The organism is Pseudomonas sp. Emmai, from assembly GCF_055179735.1.
Genome location: NZ_CM143685.1, coordinates 457865 through 476170 on the forward strand (window position 1 = coordinate 457865; position 18306 = coordinate 476170).

16 protein-coding genes and 1 tRNA gene are annotated in these 18306 nt (G+C 59.7%); 14 read left to right on the plus strand and 3 right to left on the minus strand.

All coding sequences use genetic code 11. The features are described from left to right. The first annotated feature begins 6 nt into the window (after positions 1-6). The 6 genes from ACY4LX_RS02025 (at position 7) to pgaD (ending at position 9055) form a co-directional block, all read left to right on the plus strand. Positions 7-642, plus strand: a complete 636-nt coding sequence (locus ACY4LX_RS02025) for an NADH:ubiquinone oxidoreductase subunit N (protein ID WP_149661548.1) — start codon at positions 7-9, stop codon at positions 640-642. 283 nt (positions 643-925) lie between these two features. Further along, entirely contained in the window at positions 926-2431 is a 1506-nt protein-coding gene (locus ACY4LX_RS02030; RefSeq protein ID WP_149661549.1) for a YdgA family protein, read from the plus strand. A 255-nt stretch (positions 2432-2686) separates the two neighbouring features. Then, positions 2687-5167, plus strand: coding sequence for a poly-beta-1,6 N-acetyl-D-glucosamine export porin PgaA (gene pgaA / locus ACY4LX_RS02035; RefSeq protein ID WP_463259036.1), 2481 nt, complete (start codon positions 2687-2689; stop codon positions 5165-5167). Positions 5168-5179: 12 nt separating this feature from the next. Then, a complete protein-coding gene (gene pgaB / locus ACY4LX_RS02040) occupies positions 5180-7177 on the plus strand; it encodes a poly-beta-1,6-N-acetyl-D-glucosamine N-deacetylase PgaB (protein ID WP_463259037.1) in 1998 nt (665 codons plus the stop codon). 1 nt (position 7178) lies between these two features. Further along, on the plus strand, positions 7179-8531 hold the full coding sequence (gene pgaC, locus ACY4LX_RS02045) for a poly-beta-1,6-N-acetyl-D-glucosamine synthase (RefSeq protein ID WP_463259038.1): 1353 nt from the start codon (positions 7179-7181) through the stop codon (positions 8529-8531). Further along, positions 8528-9055 carry a poly-beta-1,6-N-acetyl-D-glucosamine biosynthesis protein PgaD gene (gene pgaD / locus ACY4LX_RS02050; protein WP_463259039.1) on the plus strand — a complete coding sequence of 176 codons (528 nt, stop codon included), beginning with the start codon at positions 8528-8530 and terminating at the stop codon, positions 9053-9055. Before pgaC ends, pgaD begins: the two co-directional genes overlap by 4 nt. A 160-nt stretch (positions 9056-9215) precedes the next feature. On the opposite strand, the gene ACY4LX_RS02055 is transcribed toward pgaD, so the two are convergent. After that, the gene (locus ACY4LX_RS02055; protein WP_463259040.1) at positions 9216-10745 is read right to left on the minus strand and encodes an FAD-dependent oxidoreductase; all 1530 of its coding nucleotides are present in this window, start codon (positions 10743-10745) and stop codon (positions 9216-9218) included. Positions 10746-10886: 141 nt separating this feature from the next. Here ACY4LX_RS02055 and ACY4LX_RS02060 point away from each other — a divergent pair, with 141 nt between their 5' ends. The 5 genes from ACY4LX_RS02060 to ACY4LX_RS02080 all read left to right on the plus strand — a co-directional run bounded on the left by ACY4LX_RS02060 (position 10887) and on the right by ACY4LX_RS02080 (position 14767). Further along, on the plus strand, positions 10887-11447 hold the full coding sequence (locus ACY4LX_RS02060) for a YbhB/YbcL family Raf kinase inhibitor-like protein (protein WP_463259041.1): 561 nt from the start codon (positions 10887-10889) through the stop codon (positions 11445-11447). 89 nt (positions 11448-11536) lie between these two features. After that, positions 11537-13258, plus strand: coding sequence for a vWA domain-containing protein (locus ACY4LX_RS02065; protein ID WP_463259042.1), 1722 nt, complete (start codon positions 11537-11539; stop codon positions 13256-13258). 17 nt (positions 13259-13275) lie between these two features. Further along, positions 13276-13857 carry an RNA polymerase sigma factor gene (locus ACY4LX_RS02070; protein ID WP_149661557.1) on the plus strand — a complete coding sequence of 194 codons (582 nt, stop codon included), beginning with the start codon at positions 13276-13278 and terminating at the stop codon, positions 13855-13857. Beyond that, positions 13854-14474: a hypothetical protein gene (locus tag ACY4LX_RS02075; protein ID WP_463259043.1), complete on the plus strand. Its 621-nt coding sequence runs from the start codon at positions 13854-13856 to the stop codon at positions 14472-14474. The genes ACY4LX_RS02070 and ACY4LX_RS02075 overlap by 4 nt, the downstream gene beginning before the upstream one ends. 20 nt (positions 14475-14494) lie before the next feature. Then, complete coding sequence (locus ACY4LX_RS02080) at positions 14495-14767, plus strand: hypothetical protein (protein WP_463259044.1); 273 nt, start codon at positions 14495-14497, stop codon at positions 14765-14767. Positions 14768-15067: 300 nt separating this feature from the next. On the opposite strand, the gene ACY4LX_RS02085 is transcribed toward ACY4LX_RS02080, so the two are convergent. Continuing rightward, positions 15068-15268, minus strand: a complete 201-nt coding sequence (locus ACY4LX_RS02085; RefSeq protein ID WP_463259045.1) for a KTSC domain-containing protein — start codon at positions 15266-15268, stop codon at positions 15068-15070. 376 nt (positions 15269-15644) lie between these two features. Here ACY4LX_RS02085 and ACY4LX_RS02090 point away from each other — a divergent pair, with 376 nt between their 5' ends. From ACY4LX_RS02090 to ACY4LX_RS02100, 3 genes are all read left to right on the plus strand, one after another. Further along, complete coding sequence (locus tag ACY4LX_RS02090) at positions 15645-16763, plus strand: polymorphic toxin type 44 domain-containing protein (protein ID WP_463259046.1); 1119 nt, start codon at positions 15645-15647, stop codon at positions 16761-16763. After that, positions 16744-17163 carry a hypothetical protein gene (locus ACY4LX_RS02095; RefSeq protein ID WP_463259047.1) on the plus strand — a complete coding sequence of 140 codons (420 nt, stop codon included), beginning with the start codon at positions 16744-16746 and terminating at the stop codon, positions 17161-17163. Before ACY4LX_RS02090 ends, ACY4LX_RS02095 begins: the two co-directional genes overlap by 20 nt. A gap of 131 nt (positions 17164-17294) precedes the next feature. After that, on the plus strand, positions 17295-17606 hold the full coding sequence (locus ACY4LX_RS02100; protein WP_463259048.1) for a hypothetical protein: 312 nt from the start codon (positions 17295-17297) through the stop codon (positions 17604-17606). A gap of 441 nt (positions 17607-18047) precedes the next feature. On the opposite strand, the gene ACY4LX_RS02105 is transcribed toward ACY4LX_RS02100, so the two are convergent. After that, a tRNA-Arg gene (locus ACY4LX_RS02105) sits at positions 18048-18124 on the minus strand. Positions 18125-18306 lie beyond the last annotated feature (182 nt).

Consider the following 18306-nt stretch of genomic DNA (forward strand, 5'->3'; position numbering starts at 1 on the left):
CTAATAATGAAAAACCCTTATGCTCCCGGCTTCTGGTGCGCTATTGCGGCATTAGTCCTGCTGTCGGCCACCTATTTCTACGGCATCATGCTCGCCCACCAGATCGACAAGGCACTGGTGTTCCTCGACAGCGCGGCGGCCCTGATTGCCGTGATGTCCATCGTCGTGGTCGCCTGGGCGTCGGTTCAGGGCACGCGCATCAAACGAAGACACCTCGAACAAGGCAAGACGCTGGTGCTGATTTGGGACACCAAAGTCGCGCTGCGTCGGGTCGAAACCGTGTTCGACCGCTATTTCTGGGGCAGCTACTGGCAACCGGGGCGTACGTTCCAGGAAGTCATGGGCGAACTCACCGGCACCCCGCTGGAAAAAAGCCTTGAAGCGCTGAAAACCCAATGCCTGGCGCTGGACAAGCAAGTCACCGAAGAAGGCTGGCACTGGCTCAACAACGCCCGCGAACTCTCCGACGTGGCCAACGCCATGGCCCGCGAGCGCTATCAACTGGACTTCTGCGACCCGCGCGCGGAAATCACGGGCGGGGCGGTGATCAATCGGGATTTTGAAGTGCTGGTCTATACGTGGACGGCGCGGCTTAAGAGCTTTGATCATCAGTTGGATGAGATTGAAGTGCAGTATTCGTGAATCGTTGTTGTCTGGGCTGACGCCTTCGCGGGCAAGCCTCGCTCCTACAGGGGAATGCGATCCTGTCTAGGAGCAAGGCTTGCCCGCGAAGGCGTTTTCATGACCGCTGAAACTCTCGACCCCCGCCACCTGTCCATAGACACTCTTTCACCTTTAAACATTGGGCCCTGCGCCCCCGCAAATGCTAATCTCCACCGCACTTTTGCGCAGTCGTGACCACGACCCGTCATGGGTTCAGGGAAGACGACCACTTTTTCAACAACGGACATTGATCGGGTAATTCATGAATAAATCAGCAGGCGTGCTTCTTGGAATTGTCGTCGCCATCGGTGCGATCAGCGCCGGCGGTGCCTGGTACACCGGCACTAAACTGGAAGGCGTGCTCAACGCCTCGGTTGCAGACGCCAACAAAGAACTGCAAACCGCGCTGGTAGGTTCCAATGGCACGGCGTCTCTGGAGCTGGTGTCCCTGGAACGTGGCGTGTTCAGCAGCACTGCGCATTACCGCCTCAAGGGCGAAGGCGAGATGTTCGGCGGTGCGCCGGTCGAGTTGCTCTTCGTCGACCGTGTCGAACACGGCCCGCTGCCGTTCTCGCGCCTGGCTTCGTTGAAATGGTTGCCGGTCATGGCCACTAACCACTTCGAGCTGGAAAAGACCCCGACCACGGAAAAATGGTTCGCCGCCGCCAACGGCCAGTCGCCGGTCAAAGGCGTGGTCAACATCGGTTACGACAACTCCACCAATGGCAATTTCGAATTGCTGCCGCTGGAAGTGGCGCTGGATGACAAGTCCAGCCTGAAGTTCTCCGGGCTGAACATGGACATCGCCGCCAACGCCCAGGCCCAGAAGGTCAAGGCCAACGGCTACATGGACAGCCTGAAGCTGACCACCGTGTCTGAAGATCAGGCGCCCGTGACGGTCGAGCTGAATGGCCTGACCCTGGCCAGCAACCTGGTGAAAAGCACCTATGGCTACTACACCGGCGAAAACACCCTCGAGCTGACCAGCAGCAAGACCACGTTCGGCGCCAAGCAGTCGATCGTCGGCGTCAACAAATTCGAAATGAAGAACCAGACCGAAGAATCCGGCACCAGCGCTTCCGGGCGTGCGGATTACAAGGTGGGCGAAATCTCGTTCAACGGCAAAACCGTCGGTTCGGCGCAGATGGCCATGAGCCTGAAGAACCTCGACATCCCGTCGACCATGTCGCTGATGCAGATTTACCAGACCAAGTTGCAGCCATATGAAAAAGCCGCCGCTGAAGCTGTCGCCGCCGGTCTGCCGGCCCCCGAGCTGAACCTGACGCCGGAAGAAGAAAAACAGGTCAAGGCCGGCCTGGAAAAACTGCTGGCCGCCGGTCCGCAGTTTGCGCTGGAGAACCTGTCGTTCAACACCGCCAACGGTGAAAGCCGCGCCAACCTGGTGGTCGACCTGACCAAACCAGCCTCCATGGACCTGCCGCCGGATCAATTGGTCCGCCAGTTGATTGCGCTGCTGGACTTCAATCTGCAAGTGTCCAAGCCAATGCTCGTTGACCTGCTCAGCGTCCAGGCACAAGCCGATGGCCAGACCGACCCCAAGACCATCGTCGACCAGGCTACGGCTACCAGCGACATGTTCAGCAGCATGGCCGTGGGCACGCAATTGGCCAAACTGGACGGCACCAACGTCGTCACCAAACTGCATTACGCCAACAATCAGGTCGAATTCAACGGCCAGAAAATGACCGTTGAGCAGTTCGTCGGCTTCGTGATGGGCAAGCTCGGTGGTGCTGGGCAAGTCCAGTAACACCCCGGCAATACAGCGCAACGCCCGGCCTCTGTGCAACCCAGACGCCGGGCGTTTTGCTGTCTGGCGTTTGAGCGTGGCTGCAGCGTGACGCAGGGACCGTCACGAATCTGAATAAATATTGTGTTCTGAATAGTTGACCAAACTCGCGTGCAAGACTGCGCCCCGATTAACCGGATCTCCTCGATCCGGCCTTCCATTACGAATGGGCAAGGGGGCATCGCGACCCGGCTGGCCATGTAAGGATGCTGACAAATGCCGCGTTTTGCAGGTCCCTTTATTCATCGTGGTCTACGCCCCTTGTGGCGCGTGGCGTTGTGCAGCCAGTTGCTCTGGCCGACGCTGGCGTTTGCCGACACGCCGTACGACCAGATGGTCCGCGATGCCCGTGCGGGCAATTACGCGCCCGCGCTGACGGTGTTGCGCCAGGTGCCCGTGAGCCAGGCCACCACCGGCCAGGTCAGCGATCACTTGCAGATCGCCAGTTGGGCCGGCCTCGACGCCGAAGTGGTGCAGGTCTATGAAACCCAGGGCCGCAGCCGGGCGTTGCCGATCCAGGCGTTGACCGCCACGGCGCGGGCCTATCGCAACCTCAAGCGCTGGGAATCGGCGACCGAGGTCTACACCAAGGCCCTGGCGCTGGAGCCGCAGAACCCGGACCTGCAACTCGGCCTGGCCCTGACTCAGGCAGACGCCGGCAAACCCGACGACGCCGTGACCCGCACCAAAGCCCTGGTAGCCGCCAAACCGGACGATCCTGCCCGGCGTCTGGCGCTGGCCTATGCCTTGACCCGCGCCGGCAAAAATTACGACGCACTGTTTGAATACGACCAGGCTTTCATCCGCTCCGGCAGCAAGCCGGACGTCGCCCGGGAATACGTGTTTGCCCTGCAACGTGCGCGCCTGCCGGAACCGGCCCTGCGCCTGGCCAAGCAGCGGCCGGGGCTGATCGATCCGGTGCATTTGCGCCTGATCGAAGGCGATCTGGCCGCCGAGCGTGTGCGTCTGGCGGAACTGGCCACCCGCAGCGAAAAAGAACGCTATGTCATCGCTGATCGAGCGCTGGCCGACTACGACCAATTGCTCGCCACCTGGACCCCGGACCCGGCGGCCCACGACGATGTCACCCGTTGGCGCATCGACCGCATGGGCGCGCTCAAGGCCCGGGCGCGCACCGCCGATGTGATCAGCGAGTACCAGAAGTTGATCGGCGAAGGCGTGAAGATTCCGACCTACGCCCTGCGCTGGGTGGCGTCGTCCTACCTGGACCAGCGCCAGCCGGAGATCGCCACGGACCTCTATCGCCAAGTGTTGATCGCGCCGGACGCCGATGTCGGTGATCGTCTTGAAGACAGCACAGCGCTCTATTACGCGCTGCTCGAAAGCGACAAGGCTGACGAAGCGCGCAAGGTCGCCGAGGACTTGGCCAAGGCCCAGAAACCACGGGTTGAACTCAAGGGTTTGCCGGTGGGCAATCCCAACGATGAGTGGATGGACGCGCAACAACTCGCCGCCCAGGCCGGGACTTACGGTGCTGATCTGCCCTCCGGCGAGCAGCGCTTGCAGACGTTGGTCGATCAGGCACCGGGCAACATCGGTTTGCGCCTGGCCCAGGCTGATCTGTACCTGGCCCGTGACTGGCCACGCCGCGCCGAATTGCAGCTCAAGGAAACCGAGAGCATGGTCCCGCGAGACATGGGCCTGGAAGTGGCCCAGGCCCACACCGCCATGGATTTGCAGGAATGGCGGCAGATGGATGCGCTGACTGACGACGTGGGAGCACGTTTCCCGGACAACCGTCAGGTCCAGCGTTTGCAGCGCCAGCGCGCGGTGCATGACATGGCCGAGCTGCGGGTGCAGAGCTATGGCGGCAAGAGTTATGGCGGTGGGGATAGCACGGCCGGTGCGGTCGCGGGCAGCAAGGATTTCGGGATCGAAACCGTGCTCTACAGCCCACCCATCGACGAAGACTGGCGGGTATTCGCCGGGGTCGGTTACGCCACGGGGGACTTCCAGGAAGGCACCGGGCGTGATCGCACGCAACGGCTTGGCGTGGAGCGGCGCACCCGCGACATGACCCTGGAGGCGGAAGTCTCCAATCACAACTTCGGCTACGGCAACAAGCAGGGCGCACGCCTGTCGATTGCCCGGGACATCGACGATCACTGGCAGTATGGCGGCAGCCTCGCTTACCTCTCGGCGGATACACCGCTGCGAGCGTTGAACAGCGACGTCACGGCCAACGGCGGCAGCGGTTTTATCCGCTGGCGCGCCAATGAAAGCCGCGAATGGAAACTGGCGGTCAGCCCCTCGCACTTCAGCGACGGCAACAACCGCGTCGAAGCCTTGCTGACCGGGCGCGAGGGCGTGTACACCGCGCCGAAGGTGCAAGTCGACCTCGGCCTGGAAGTCGGCACCAGCCACAACTCCGCGTCCGAGGACGTGCCGTACTTCAACCCCAAATCCGACTTCAGCGTGCTGCCGACAGTCAACGTCAACCACGTGCTGTATCGCCGCTACGAAACCTCCTGGAGCCAACAATTCCAGGCCGGCGCGGGCACTTACAGCCAACGCGACTTCGGCACCGGCGGCATCGGCCTGCTGGGCTATGGCCAGCGCTACAGCTGGAACGACGTGTTCGAGGTGGGCGGCTTGTTGACCGTGATCAACCGGCCTTACGACGGCGACCGCGAAACCGATCTGCGCCTGCTCGTCGACCTCACTTACCGCTTCTAGAAGAGTTTGAAGATGCCTTTTATCTCGCGTTTCATCCTTCTGCTGGGAGCGCTGCTGGTCAGCGCCTGCGCCCAGCAGGCCCCGGCGTTTACGCCACCCGCCGAGCGCCCGGTGCCGGCCAACGAAAAGCCGTGGCCGAAAAACCACGTGCTGGGGATCGCCTATCACGACGTCGAAGACCGCGACCCCGATCAAGCGGTGGTGGCGGTGCGCACCGAACGCATGATCGAGCAGTTGGCGTGGCTGCGGGAGAACAACTACAAACCGGTGACCGTCGACCAAATCATGGCCGCCCGCAACGGTGGCCCGGAGCTGCCGCCCAAGGCGATCCTGCTGAGTTTCGACGACGGTTATTCGAGCTTCTACACCCGCGTCATGCCGGTGCTGCGCGCCTATAACTGGCACGCCTTGCTGGCGCCGGTCGGGGTGTGGATCGATACGCCGCTGAACCAACCGGTGGATTTCGCCGGCACACCGCGTCAGCGCTCGGACTTCCTGACCTGGGAGCAGATTCGGGAAATCTCCAAATCCGGGCTGGTGGAAATCGCCGCGCACACCGATGCCAGCCACAAAGGTGTACTGGCCAACCCGCAAGGCAACCTGCAACCGGCCGCCGCGACCCGTCGCTACGATGCGCTCGCGGGTCGCTACGAAACAGAAGCCGAGTTTCAGGCGCGGATGCGCGCCGACGTCGTGACCATCACCGAGAAAATCCGCAAGGTCACCGGTTACAAACCGCGTGTCTGGGTCTGGCCTTACGGCGCGGCGGACGGTACTTCGCTGCAAGTGGTGAGCGAGCAGGGCTATCAAATGGCCCTGACCCTGGACGACGGCCTCGATGCCCTCGACAACCTGATGAGCAGCCCACGCTTCCTGGTGGCCTCGGACCCGGACGGTGAGCACTTCGCCAACAGCATCGTCTCGGTGCAGGCCGAATCGCCGATGCGCGTGGTGCATGTGGACCTGGATAACGTCTACGACGCCGACCCGGCGCAGTTGGAAATCAACCTCGGCAAACTGATCCAGCGCATGGCCGACATGGGCGCCAATACCGTGTTCCTGCAAGCTTTCGCCGACCCGAAAGGCGACGGCCTGGTGCATTCGTTGTACTTCCCCAACCGTCACCTGCCGGTGCGCGCCGACATCTTCGACCGCGTCGCCTGGCAGTTGCGCACCCGGGCTCACGTCAAAGTCTTCGCCTGGATGCCGGTGCTGAGTTTTGCCCTGGATTCCAAGCTGCCCCGCGTCACCCGTTGGGACCCGAAAACCGGCACCACGTCGGTGGACCCGGACCAGTACAAACGCCTGTCGCCGTTCGACCCGAACGTGCGCCGGATCATCGGTGAAATCTACGAAGACGTGGCGCGCCTGACCTCGGTCGACGGCATCCTCTATCACGACGACGCCGTGCTGTCGGACTTCGAAGACGCCGGCCCCGAAGCGCTCAAGGTCTATGCCGCCAACGGCTTGCCGGGCTCGATGGCAGCGCTGCGCGATGACCCGGCCACGCTGCAACGCTGGACGCGGTTCAAGAGCCGTTACCTGATCGACTTCACGAAAGAGCTGACCGCCAAGGTCCGCGTCATTCGCGGCCCGCAGGTGCTGACCGCGCGCAATATCTTCGCCGAGCCGATGCTCAACCCCGAGAGCGAAGCCTGGTTTGCGCAGAACCTCGACGACTTCCTCGGCACCTACGACTGGACGGCGCCGATGGCCATGCCGCTGATGGAAAAACAGAGCCTCGCGCAATCCGGGCCCTGGCTCGAAGCGTTGGTGGCGACGGTCAAGGCGCGTCCCGGTGCGCTTGAACGCACGGTGTTCGAATTGCAGGCCAAGGACTGGACCAAACAGACCGATGCCGACATCGACGGCGCGCAGCTGAGCGACTGGATGGGCCGCCTCAAGCGTCAGGGCGCCACCAGTTTCGGCTACTACCCGGACAATTTCCTAGAGAACCAGCCGGACCTGAAAACCGTGCGGCCCGCGCTCTCCAACAAGTGGAATCCATAACATGCTGGATAGACTGCTGGCCCTGCTGGTTCTGGCGATCGTCCTGGGGATTCCCCTGGGGCTGATCTTCCTGGTCACCGGGCAATTTCTGATGGACTTCGTGTTCTTTTATCCCCTGTTCATGTCCGGATTGTGGATCGCCGGCGGCCTGTATTTCTGGCTGCACTGGGAGCGGCACTGGCCGTGGCAGGACGATACTTTGCCGCCGCCGCTGGCTGGCGAGCCGCTGATTTCGATCCTGATCCCTTGCTACAACGAAGGTGACAACGCCGCCGACACCATCCACGCGGCGCTGGCCCAGCATTACCCGAACATCGAAGTGATCGCGATCAACGACGGCTCCAAGGACAACACCGCCGCTGTGCTCGACGCACTGGCCGCGCAAGACCCACGCCTGCGGGTGCTGCACCTGGCGGAAAACCAGGGCAAAGCCGTGGCCCTGCGCATGGGCGCCATCGCGGCGCGCAGCGAATATTTGGTGTGCATCGACGGTGATGCATTGCTGGCGCCAAACACTGCGGCGTATCTGGTGGCGCCGATGCTGGATAACGCGCGCCTCGGCGCCGTGACCGGCAACCCGCGCATCCGCACCCGTTCGACGCTGGTGGGCCGGGTTCAGGTCGGTGAGTTCTCGTCGATCATCGGTTTGATCAAGCGCACGCAACGAGTGTTCGGGCGGATCTTCACCGTCTCCGGGGTGATCGTCGCGTTCCGCCGTTCGGCGCTGAACCGGGTCGGCTACTGGAGCCCGGACATGATCACCGAAGACATCGACATCAGCTGGAAACTGCAACTGGACCACTGGAGCATCTTCTACGAGCCCCGCGCCCTGTGCTGGATCCTGATGCCGGAAACCCTCGGCGGCCTGTGGAAACAGCGGTTGCGCTGGGCCCAGGGCGGCGCCGAAGTGTTGTTCAAGAACATCCGCGGCATCTGGCAGTACCGCCATCGCTACCTCTGGCCGCTGCTGTTTGAATACTGCCTGTCCACCGGTTGGGCCTTCACCTTCCTGCTGTCGGTGATCTTCTGGGGCGTGGGCAAGTTTGTCGAAATGCCTTCTGCAATCGCGGTGGACCATTTGCTGCCGCCCGCGTTTACCGGGTTGCTGTTGGCCATGGTCTGCCTGTTGCAGTTTGCGGTCAGCATCCTGATCGACCGGCGTTATGAAAAGGGCCTGGGCAAGACCATGTTCTGGGTCGTCTGGTACCCGTTGATGTTCTGGCTCATCAGTCTGCTGACGACGCTGGTGAGTTTTCCGAAAGTGCTGTTCGGCCAACATCAGAAACGCGCGCGCTGGGTCAGTCCCGACCGGGGCATCAAGCCGTTTGACGATGAGGAGGAAGTCATCAAATGAAAATCATCAGAACCCGGCAGCGACCGTTCCTGGTCGTGATCGATGCCTTTTTCACGGTGCTGGCCTGGATCGGCCTGCTCTATCTGCTGGTGCGCGGGTTGTGGCCGCTGATTGATACCCACGACGGGCCGCGTATTGATGCGTCGGTGTTCGACGCCCTCGGCACGTTGCAGATTTATTTGTGGGTGGCGGTGTTGAACGCGGTGATCCTGATTTCCTGGGCGCGTTATCAGCATCGCAAGAGCAAAAGCTTTGCCCAACGTCGCCTGCCTGCGCCGGTGGTGGATGACATCGGCTTGAGCAAGAGTTTCAAGTTGACCGGTGATCGTCTGGAGAAACTGCGCACGCCGGGCTCGATGACCATTCACAACAATCAGGAGGGCGATGTGAGCCATGTGATCACTCACTACTTCCCGATTGAACCGGCGCTGCGATCGTCACCGCTGGCGCCGTTGGAGCATCCGTTGGTGATTCGATTGCCGGCCGAAGATGACGAAAACAGAGAGCCGGTGAGTCATCTCTAACGCTGGCCTGCACTCACCTGTGGCGAGGGAGCTTGCTCCCGCTGGAGGCCGAAGGACTCCCAATCTCGACAATCGCGCTCTTTCTGATAGAACGCGGTCACCGATTTTGCGTCTGCTGCGCAGACGAGCGGGAGCAAGCTCCCTCGCCACAAGGTCGTTGTTAGCTCAGGTCTCGCACCAACCGCCACGCCTCATCCACCGGCAACGGCTGTTTCATCCGCTCCGCCAACATCGCCATCGCCCGCTCCTCATCGCAGGCCACCGCCGCCACCACCACCCCGTGCTTGCCGAACAGGCCAATAAACGGCGGATGGTATGGATCGCCCTTGAACTCCACCTCGTCCCAACTCTCGGCATGGCCCAGGTAGTCGTAGTTTTTGCCGAAATGCCAGGTCCAGAAATACGGCACATCGAGGTAATGCTCATCGCCACCGAGCATGTTCGCGGCCGCGATCCGCGCCTGTTGCTGCGCCAGGCGCCAGTGCTCGATCCGTTGCGGCTGGCCGTTGAGCGGGAAGGTCGCGATATCGCCGACGGCCCACAGTCCATCGCTCACGCGCATGCCGCCGTCGACTTTCAGCGACTGGTCTTTTTCCTTGGGCAGATCGGCAAACACGTCGGTGGCCGGGGTGACGCCGATCCCGACCAGCACCAGATCCGCCGGTAAGCGCTGGCCGTTATCCAGCAGCACTGCTTCGACCTTGCCCGAACCTTCGATGGACTTGGCTTCGCCATCGGTGTGAAAAACCACGCCGTGGGCCACATGCCGGGCGCGAATCGCCTTGCCGACGGTCTCGCCAAATTGCGCCGCGAACGGCACGGCGTGGCGGGCGAGCACGGTCACGTCCAGGCCATAGGTGCGCAGGGCCGAAGCCGATTCCAGGGCAATGAAACTGTCGCCGATGATCACGGCTTTCTGGCCGGGTTTGGCCGCGTCGAGAATCCGTTTTGCCTGGTCCTTCGAGCGCAGTAGAAACACCTGCGGCAGCTCGGCGCCGGGCAGTTCCAAAGGTTTGGGGATGCCGCCGGTGGCGAGCAATGCGGCATCGTAGCTCAGGGTTTGGCCATCGGTCAGTTTCAAGGTTTTGTGTTGCGCGTCGAAGCTGGCGACTTCGTCGCGCAGGCGTTCGATGCGCTGTTTGCCGTAAAAAGCCTCGTCGCGCAGGGGCGGAACTTCGTCCGGCGGCATTTCCCCGGCGATCACGAATTTGCTCAGCACGGTGCGGTCGTAGCCGGCGTCGGCTTCCCGGTCGATCAGTTGGATTCGGCCGCCAAAGCCTTTTTCACGCAGGGCGGCCGCTGCGGCGGTGCCTGCGGCGCCCGCACCAACGATCACAAAGATGCGCTCATCGTCGGCGGGCGGCGTATGGGCGTCGACCATCGGCTGGTCGTCGACCCAGACTTCGTCGTCGCGCATTTCCAGCGGGTAGCGCTTGAGACCATCCAGTGATGGTGGCTCGCACAGCGCACCGTCTTCGATGCGGTAGGCTGCCTTGTGCCACGGACAGATCAGCCGCCCGTGACACAGCGCGCCCTCGGCCAGCGGCGCCCCGGCGTGGGGGCACTCGCCCTGGAAGGCGCGCAACTGATCGCCGACCCGTAGCAACACAATTTTGGTGTCGGCGATCTTGACTTCAAGACCCCGGTTTTCCGGCACATCGGCGAAACGGGCGACGCGATGCAGGGCCATGAGCGCTCTCCAGACAGGGGTTTCTCTATTGAGTTTGGCCCTTATCCCGAGGTTCAGCCCAATTCCTACTGCCACCGCGTCAACGGTACGGCTATAGTCTGCGAGCCGACGACGGCCTAATCCGCACAAGGTGCTCCGGTAATGACCCGATTGACCTCTCTGAACCCTTGGCTGGCGGCCGTTGCAGTCGCCCTTTGCGTGCAACTGCCCGTGCAGGCCCAGGAACGTTTCACCCTCAACATCCCCGGTGTCACGGACGATCGACTGTTTACGTCGGCGGCGGCCAGCGATGCGCCCAATTGCGGCGGGCATAACCAATCGCCGGCCCTGAATTGGAACGCCGGCCCGGCGGGCACCCTCAGCTACGCGATCGTCATGCACGACCCCGACGGCGGGAAAGGCCAGGGCGTCGATCATTGGGTGCATTACGGCATCAAGGCGAGCACCCACCAGATCCCGGCGGGTGTCGGCGCGAAAGGCACCTTCGAAGGCGTCGGTGGCACCAACGTCAAAGGCACTACGACCTACGTCGGCCCTTGCCCGCCGGTCGGCGACAGCGCGCACCACTACATCATCCAGATCTACGCCCTGGACCTGGCCCCGGACGCCTTGCCCGCCGGCCTGACCCGCGCGCAACTGCTGGAAAAAATCAAGGATCACGTGCTGCGCAACAGCAGCGTGGTGCGGCGTTATCACCGCTGAAGATTTTTTTCTTGGCGGTTTAACCCGAATCTGGCGGGCTGCCCGTCTCAGAGGATGAATGGATCAATTTCCTCCTGAGGTCAGCCCCCATGTCCCTCCCTCTGCATTTCCTGCGTCCGGCCGCCCATGGTTTCGCCATCGGGCTGCTGCTGGCTGTTGCTGGTTGTGGTGTTTCGTCCAAGCCTGATTCCGCTGTAGTGGCGCCGCCGTCACCGTTGCCGTCATCGGCTCAAGGTGAGTTGAAAACTGAAGCGGTGGCGCCGAGTCAGGCGGTCACGGCGGATGTCACGATGGCCAAGCGCAGTGTGCGTGCGGCGCCGATGGCCAGCTTTGCACCGATATCTGAAGCCGCTCCGCCCGGCTATCAGGATGAGCAGCGCGAGCAGTATCAAGCGTTGGCCGATAACCCGATCCACAGCGTGGCCGAAGCGCCGGTCTCGACCTTCAGCGCTGACGTCGATACCGGCGCCTACGCCAACGTCCGCCGCTTGCTGAATCAGGGCCGCCTGCCGCCAGAAGGCGCGGTGCGGCTGGAGGAGATGGTCAATTACTTCCCCTACGATTACGCCTTGCCCACCGATGGCTCGCCGTTCGGCGTGACCACCGAACTGGCGCCGTCGCCGTGGAACCCGCATACCCGGTTGCTGCGCATCGGTATCAAAGCTTCGGATCGCGCAGTGTCGGAGCTGGCCCCGGCGAATCTGGTATTTCTGGTGGATGTGTCCGGCTCGATGGACCGCCGTGAGGGTTTGCCGCTGGTCAAAAGCACGTTGAAGTTGCTGGTTGATCAGTTGCGCGAACAGGATCGGGTGTCGCTGGTGGTCTACGCCGGTGAATCCCGAGTCGTGCTGAAGCCCACCTCCGGACGGGACAAAGCGAAGATTCGTACAGCCATCGACCAACTGACTGCGGGCGGCTCAACCGCTGGCGCATCGGGCATCGAACTGGCCTATCAAATGGCACAACAGGCCTTCATCCCCAAAGGTATCAACCGCATCCTGTTGGCCACCGACGGCGACTTCAACGTCGGCATCAGCGACTTCGACAGCCTCAAGCAAATGGCGGTGGATAAACGCAAGACCGGCATTTCCCTGACCACGTTGGGTTTTGGTGTGGATAACTACAATGAACACCTGATGGAGCAACTGGCCGATGCCGGCGACGGTAACTACGCCTACATCGACAACCTGCGTGAGGCGCGCAAGGTGCTGGTGGATCAACTCGGCTCGACCCTCGATGTAGTGGCGAAGAACGTGAAGCTGCAAGTGGAGTTCAACCCGGCGCAGGTCAGTGAATATCGACTGTTGGGGTATGAGAATCGCGCGTTGAAGCGTGAGGATTTTAGTAATGACAAAGTCGATGCCGGGGAAATCGGTGCAGGGCATACGGTGACGGCGTTGTATGAAATTGTCCCTGTGGGCGAGAAGGGCTGGTTGGAGCCGTTGCGTTATGGTGATGCAGCGTCAGGCGCTTCCGGGAAATCCGGGGAAATGGCCATGTTGCGTGTGCGATATCAGTTGCCGGAAGGTGGGAATAGTCGCTTGATCGAGCGCCCGATTGCTTCGAGCTCGGCACCTGCCAGCGATGATCTGCGCTTTGCGGCGGCGGTGGCAGCGTTTTCCCAGCAGTTGAAGGACGGCCGCTACACCGGCGATTTCAGCCTCAAAGACACCGAAGCCCTGGCCCGCGGCGCCCGGGGTGATGACCGCTTTGGTTTGCGCGCCGAATTTGTGCAACTGGTCGAACTGGCCCAGAGCCTGCGGACTTCCACGGCATCGAATCAACAAGCCAACGCCAACCGCATCGAGTGAAGGGGATCATCACCGATATGACCGCTCCTGAAATGAGCACCGACGCCAGCAGCGACGAATCGCTGCTGGCGCGCTATCGATCCGGCGACGGGCCGGCGTTCGAGATCTTGTACGCCCGCCACCGTCAGGGACTTTATCGATTCCTCCTCGGCCTCAGCGGCAAGGCTGAACTGGCCGAAGAGGTCTACCAGGACACCTGGCTCAGCCTGATCCGCAGCACCAGTCAGCCACAAGGCCGGGCGAATTTTCGTACCTGGCTCTACCAGATTGCCCGCAACCGACTGATCGACCACTGGCGCAAACATGGCATCCACAACCCCCTGCACGACAGCTACGACGAAACGGCCCACGCCGTGATCGACAACGCCGCCGACCCCGAACAACTGCTGAGCCTGAGCCGCGACACCCAGCGCCTCGAAACCGCCCTGCAAACCCTGCCCGCCGACCAGCGGGAAGTCTTCCTGCTGCGCGCCCACGGCGACCTCGACCTGCCCCAAATCGCCACCCTCACCGAAACACCGCTGGAAACCGTCAAAAGCCGCTTGCGCTACGCCCAGCAAAAACTGCGTCGGCTGCTGGCCGAGGAGGTACTGACATGACTGACGCCCGCTCGAATAAAGAAGACGAAGTGCTGAAGCACTATCGTGAACACAGCAACGATGGCCCGCCGTCGCATCTCGACGCGTTCATCCTCGCCGCTGCACATCGGGAAACACCAGTACGCAAACCGAATGTTTGGCAGCGTTGGGTCCAGGCCTGCCAGAAACCCCGTTGGCAGGTGGCGTTCGCCAGCCTGGTTGGCGTCGCACTGATGCTGGCGTTAGTGCAGCGGACGCCCGAGCAAGCGCCGCAATTCGACTCCGCCCCGGCGCCCAAAACGTCATCCTTTGCGGCCAAGAAAGAAGCCCCGGCACCGATTGCACGTTCGTTGTCCGCCCCCGCCGGCGCGTTATCCGCCCCTGCACCCGCAGCGCCAATGGCTGATTACGCCGCGCCCGCCCAGAGCGAATCCATCAACGCGGAAATGGCCGACGAAGCCAAGGTCAGCAAACGCGCAGCAGCTCCGGTTCGGACGCTCGACGATCAACTGCGTGAAGTCCTGCGCCTGCAAAACACCGGTGAAACTCAAGCCGCCGACGAACTGTTGAAGATCCTGCACAAACGCTACCCCAACGAAAACCTCACCACCCGACTCAAGGCCCTGAAGAAAAACTGAGCCCCAGCCCCTCCACCCATTTGGCAACCAGCCCCGAAAGCGCGCACTATCGGGGCATAGCCGATGCGTTGGAGGAAGCCGTGGCGAAAAAAATCGATCGCATCGCCCAAATGCTCAACTGCCCGAAGAAGGGGGAAGAGCTGAGGCGGGGGATAATTGAGAGTCGTAAGGAATTTCTGCTGAACAAGCAGGAAGCAGGCGTTCCCGAGGAAGATGCCGTTGAGGATGAGGTGTTGGAGGAGGGGGACGAGGATGATGAGGAATATGACGAGTTTGATTGGACGACTGAATGATAAAAAACCGCTTAGGCGGTTTTTTATTGGCTTCAGTTATTCGGCTAAGCCGAACAACTGAAACCTTCAGCATCTCGCTCATTCTGATATTTACAGGACCCACAAAAAAGCCCCAAACCCTAAGGGCCTGAGGCTTTCTCGTTTCTTCTATATGGTGCCTAGGCGTCGTTTGAACTGGGCTCTGCGGGCCCCATTCTATAAGGGTTTGGTCAGTGGTGTTTCGGTTAGGCATACACGTGGGCATACACGGTCCATGCTGCTGGTAGGGTATTGGCTTGAAAACCTACCCCATGCAATGAGCTAGCACTGGTAGCGATCTTTAATGACTCTGTCGAAATACGACCCTTTGGAGCCTGCCGCCATCAAACCCTGATATACGCCTGATGGCACGCGGCAGAAGTCGTATGTGCGACCTTGCTTGAACGTGATTTTCATCCGTGCTGTGGTGGCGTCGTAGCCTACAGCCGTGATTGCCGACGAGTTCACACGAATCATATCCATAGTGCTTTCCCTAACTCTCACTGCCAACCGACCTGGTAGCTTGGCTTTTGATACTAGCCGATGACTGGCAGCTATGGGTCGAGAGGTACCCGTCATTCGGATAAAGATTGACCGCCAAATCTGTGTGCAATCGCCAAATCTTTGCAGACGCCTCCTATCCGCTGGTTTGTTCCCTCACTCACTATCAGTGGACTACTGACGCCTACGGCGACTACAGCAGTGAAGGGCGGGCAGGCTAAAATTTTGGGCAAGCGAGAGAAATAAGTTCAGATTTTTCCTAGAGACCGCCCACCATCACATGCGGTAACCTCGCGGCGCCTAAACAACGCTCTTGGCCTCCACTGACGGGGGTTTTTATGCACGACAAGGACGACGAATGATTTCCTCTGCTCGATTGGGTGACAAACATGTCTGCCCATTACCGGGGCACGGTACTACCCCGATTGCCTCTGCCTCCGCTGACACAAACATCAACCTCATGGGTTCTGCTCGTGTGGGCGATACCTGTGGGTGTGGCGCTGTTATCACGACCGGGTTTCCGTCCATCCAAGTGAACGGGCGTCCTATGGCTCATTTGGGCAGTCCTACCAGTCACGGCGGAACCATCATTACTGGGTCAGGCGATGTCGGTGGCGGCTTTGTCATGGGGGATGCTGGCGGCGCAACAATCATCAACTTCATGGCACTCGGAGCATTTCGGCCCGACGGCACTGTGGACGATGAGAAAATGGCCACACTGCTGGCTGATCCGAAGCTGACAGAGAAGGCAACCGCTGCTAATGCTTTGGTAGATCCCAAGGCAGCTACTAAGCAGCCGGACGCGAAGCCCGGGCCTAAGCCAGAGGCGGAACCTGTTGCTTGCAACGACCCTGACGAAATGGAAGGGCTGGCTAACTATATCGCCGATGAGATGAACCGAAACATCTTGAGTTCGGAAGTTTTATCGATGCAAAGGCTTAATAACTATGATCCCGCCTCGCCGGACAGGACGCCCCCGCTACTCAAAGGCTTGGGCGGGCCAGCTGCACGTGCGCTAAACAAGTACAGAGACATCGCTACATCGTGGGCAATCTGGACAAGTAAAGTGGGTCCCAAGATGGACTGGGATCATAAACCTAAGCTCCGTAAGCTGTTTGTTGGCGTCTACCACAAACAGGGGGCTTATGAATATTTCTACGACATCTGGTCGAACGTTCACTATGGATACGTTGGAATCATAGGGGGCATGTCGGAAAGCGAGCTACTGGATGGCGCAGGGGCTGCACAATTTTTGTGGGACGCTGCTACCAAAGGTGGACCACATAAAACGGCGAGCTCATGGACCGAACCGCGATCATGGGACGGTGTTGGCGATAGAGTATCGATTAAAATTGGGATGAAGCTCGCCAAACAGCACCCCACAGGTGGGGTAACCGCGAAGATGATCATGGACGAAGTGTTAGCAGTACCACCAGAGAACTGGGGAGAGGGAATTCGTGTCCACGAATGTAAGTAAGCGTCGGCCATGGTACATACGGCTACTGTGGTTACCTGTGCTGTATTTTGCGGTCACTCACTGGGATATAGCCCTGCCAACCGTAAATGTTCATTACTCTAAAGCAGGGAGAGATGAGTTTCGGTACATCTGGAACGTTCAAGACCGGATTTATAAAGGGGGAATGCTTCCCGGTGGTGGTGCGATTGATAATGGCGTGCTTTTTCCTGACGACGAGTTCTTCATGGAATTTTCGTGGTGGAGCAAAAAAGAAGGGCGTAATCATTGCATCAGCGTCACGCCGAAGTGGCCTAACACCGATATTTACCTAGACGCAGATGGCAACATTGATATGCGAAAAGAGAGCGGTACTGACGTAGACAGATTGAAGGAGTGTCAATGGGACCGAGCCAAGCCTTAGACAGATGCCTGCGTTGCAGGCTAAATCATGCTGGTCGCTTGCTCACACCAAAGAACTGTCACTCTGCGCGGCGTAAAACGAACTGCGTGAACGAGTGACTTTTACAGTGCTGAATTTTTAGGTGGTTAAATATGAAGCTCAAGGCTGGCATGCGTAATTTTTTATTATGGATTTTCATTCTTTTATTTATAGTCTCCACCAACACCTTGGTATACGTTTCATCGCTACTGAACTTCAAAGATAGTTCGCAGCTTATTTTCGTCTTTAGTTTGTATCTTCTTGTTTATATTGTGGCTTTGATTTTATTAGTTTGGGTGTGGCAGTTTTTACATAAATTTCTAGCGGTTAAATCATTGCCAGGCCAAAAAATATTGGCCACTTATGAGGTGACTTTTGAAGAGTATGAAAAAATTAAAGTTTTTTTGGCTGAAGTCAGAGCCTAGATGTAACGCTCTAAAATAGGATATTTTGCAGGTTTAGCTGATGTGTTTGAGAACAGGGGGCGGGGAGCAATGGAGCCGAAGGTGCACTTGAGCCGAGCGCCTGCCCGCATACTCCTGTGGATTGTCGTTTCGGAAAAGAGGGACACGGAAAAGAGCGGAAAAGAGGGACAGATTTATTTTCTCGGAGCCCATCAGAATCCAAATGGATCATGGGTTTGCGCATAACTGAAACGAGACACCACAAATCCTTCTCTTCCGGATTTCCGAAAGCTGCTGGAAACTCGCGAGAGATGGTTCACGGCAGTTGTAAACTCTAAGTTGACAACTGCCCTGCCGGCCCAAGCCCCATTGATCAAGCCCCTGAATTGTCCACTTGGAATACCAACACCCACAAAAAAGCCCCAAACCCTAAGGGCCTGAGGCTTTCTCGTTTCTTCTATATGGTGCACCAGGCGGGATTCGAACCCACGACCACTGCCTTCGGAGGGCAGTACTCTATCCAGCTGAGCTACTGGTGCAAGCGGGCGCCATGATACTCATAAGCGTTGCGGGCGTCCATGCTGCTGAATCGCCTGTGTTTTTCCAAGCTGTAACAGCCGTTTGCTACGTTGATCAGAAAAAATCCGCAAATGCGGCGTTTTCGTTCTTTTTTTCGAACGGCCTATTGTCCTTTCCCAGCATTGATCCTAGGATTCGTTCG

What these genes read in the sequence shown, in the direction of transcription:
- ACY4LX_RS02025 (WP_149661548.1), top strand. Translation starts at nt 7, where the DNA reads ATGAAAAACCCTTATGCTCCCGGCTTCTGGTGCGCTATTGCGGCATTA.
- ACY4LX_RS02030 (WP_149661549.1), top strand. Translation starts at nt 926, where the DNA reads ATGAATAAATCAGCAGGCGTGCTTCTTGGAATTGTCGTCGCCATCGGT.
- pgaA (WP_463259036.1), top strand. Translation starts at nt 2,687, where the DNA reads ATGCCGCGTTTTGCAGGTCCCTTTATTCATCGTGGTCTACGCCCCTTG.
- pgaB (WP_463259037.1), top strand. Translation starts at nt 5,180, where the DNA reads ATGCCTTTTATCTCGCGTTTCATCCTTCTGCTGGGAGCGCTGCTGGTC.
- pgaC (WP_463259038.1), top strand. Translation starts at nt 7,179, where the DNA reads ATGCTGGATAGACTGCTGGCCCTGCTGGTTCTGGCGATCGTCCTGGGG.
- pgaD (WP_463259039.1), top strand. Translation starts at nt 8,528, where the DNA reads ATGAAAATCATCAGAACCCGGCAGCGACCGTTCCTGGTCGTGATCGAT.
- ACY4LX_RS02055 (WP_463259040.1), bottom strand. Translation starts at nt 10,745, where the DNA reads ATGGCCCTGCATCGCGTCGCCCGTTTCGCCGATGTGCCGGAAAACCGG.
- ACY4LX_RS02060 (WP_463259041.1), top strand. Translation starts at nt 10,887, where the DNA reads ATGACCCGATTGACCTCTCTGAACCCTTGGCTGGCGGCCGTTGCAGTC.
- ACY4LX_RS02065 (WP_463259042.1), top strand. Translation starts at nt 11,537, where the DNA reads ATGTCCCTCCCTCTGCATTTCCTGCGTCCGGCCGCCCATGGTTTCGCC.
- ACY4LX_RS02070 (WP_149661557.1), top strand. Translation starts at nt 13,276, where the DNA reads ATGACCGCTCCTGAAATGAGCACCGACGCCAGCAGCGACGAATCGCTG.
- ACY4LX_RS02075 (WP_463259043.1), top strand. Translation starts at nt 13,854, where the DNA reads ATGACTGACGCCCGCTCGAATAAAGAAGACGAAGTGCTGAAGCACTAT.
- ACY4LX_RS02085 (WP_463259045.1), bottom strand. Translation starts at nt 15,268, where the DNA reads ATGGATATGATTCGTGTGAACTCGTCGGCAATCACGGCTGTAGGCTAC.
- ACY4LX_RS02090 (WP_463259046.1), top strand. Translation starts at nt 15,645, where the DNA reads ATGATTTCCTCTGCTCGATTGGGTGACAAACATGTCTGCCCATTACCG.
- ACY4LX_RS02100 (WP_463259048.1), top strand. Translation starts at nt 17,295, where the DNA reads ATGAAGCTCAAGGCTGGCATGCGTAATTTTTTATTATGGATTTTCATT.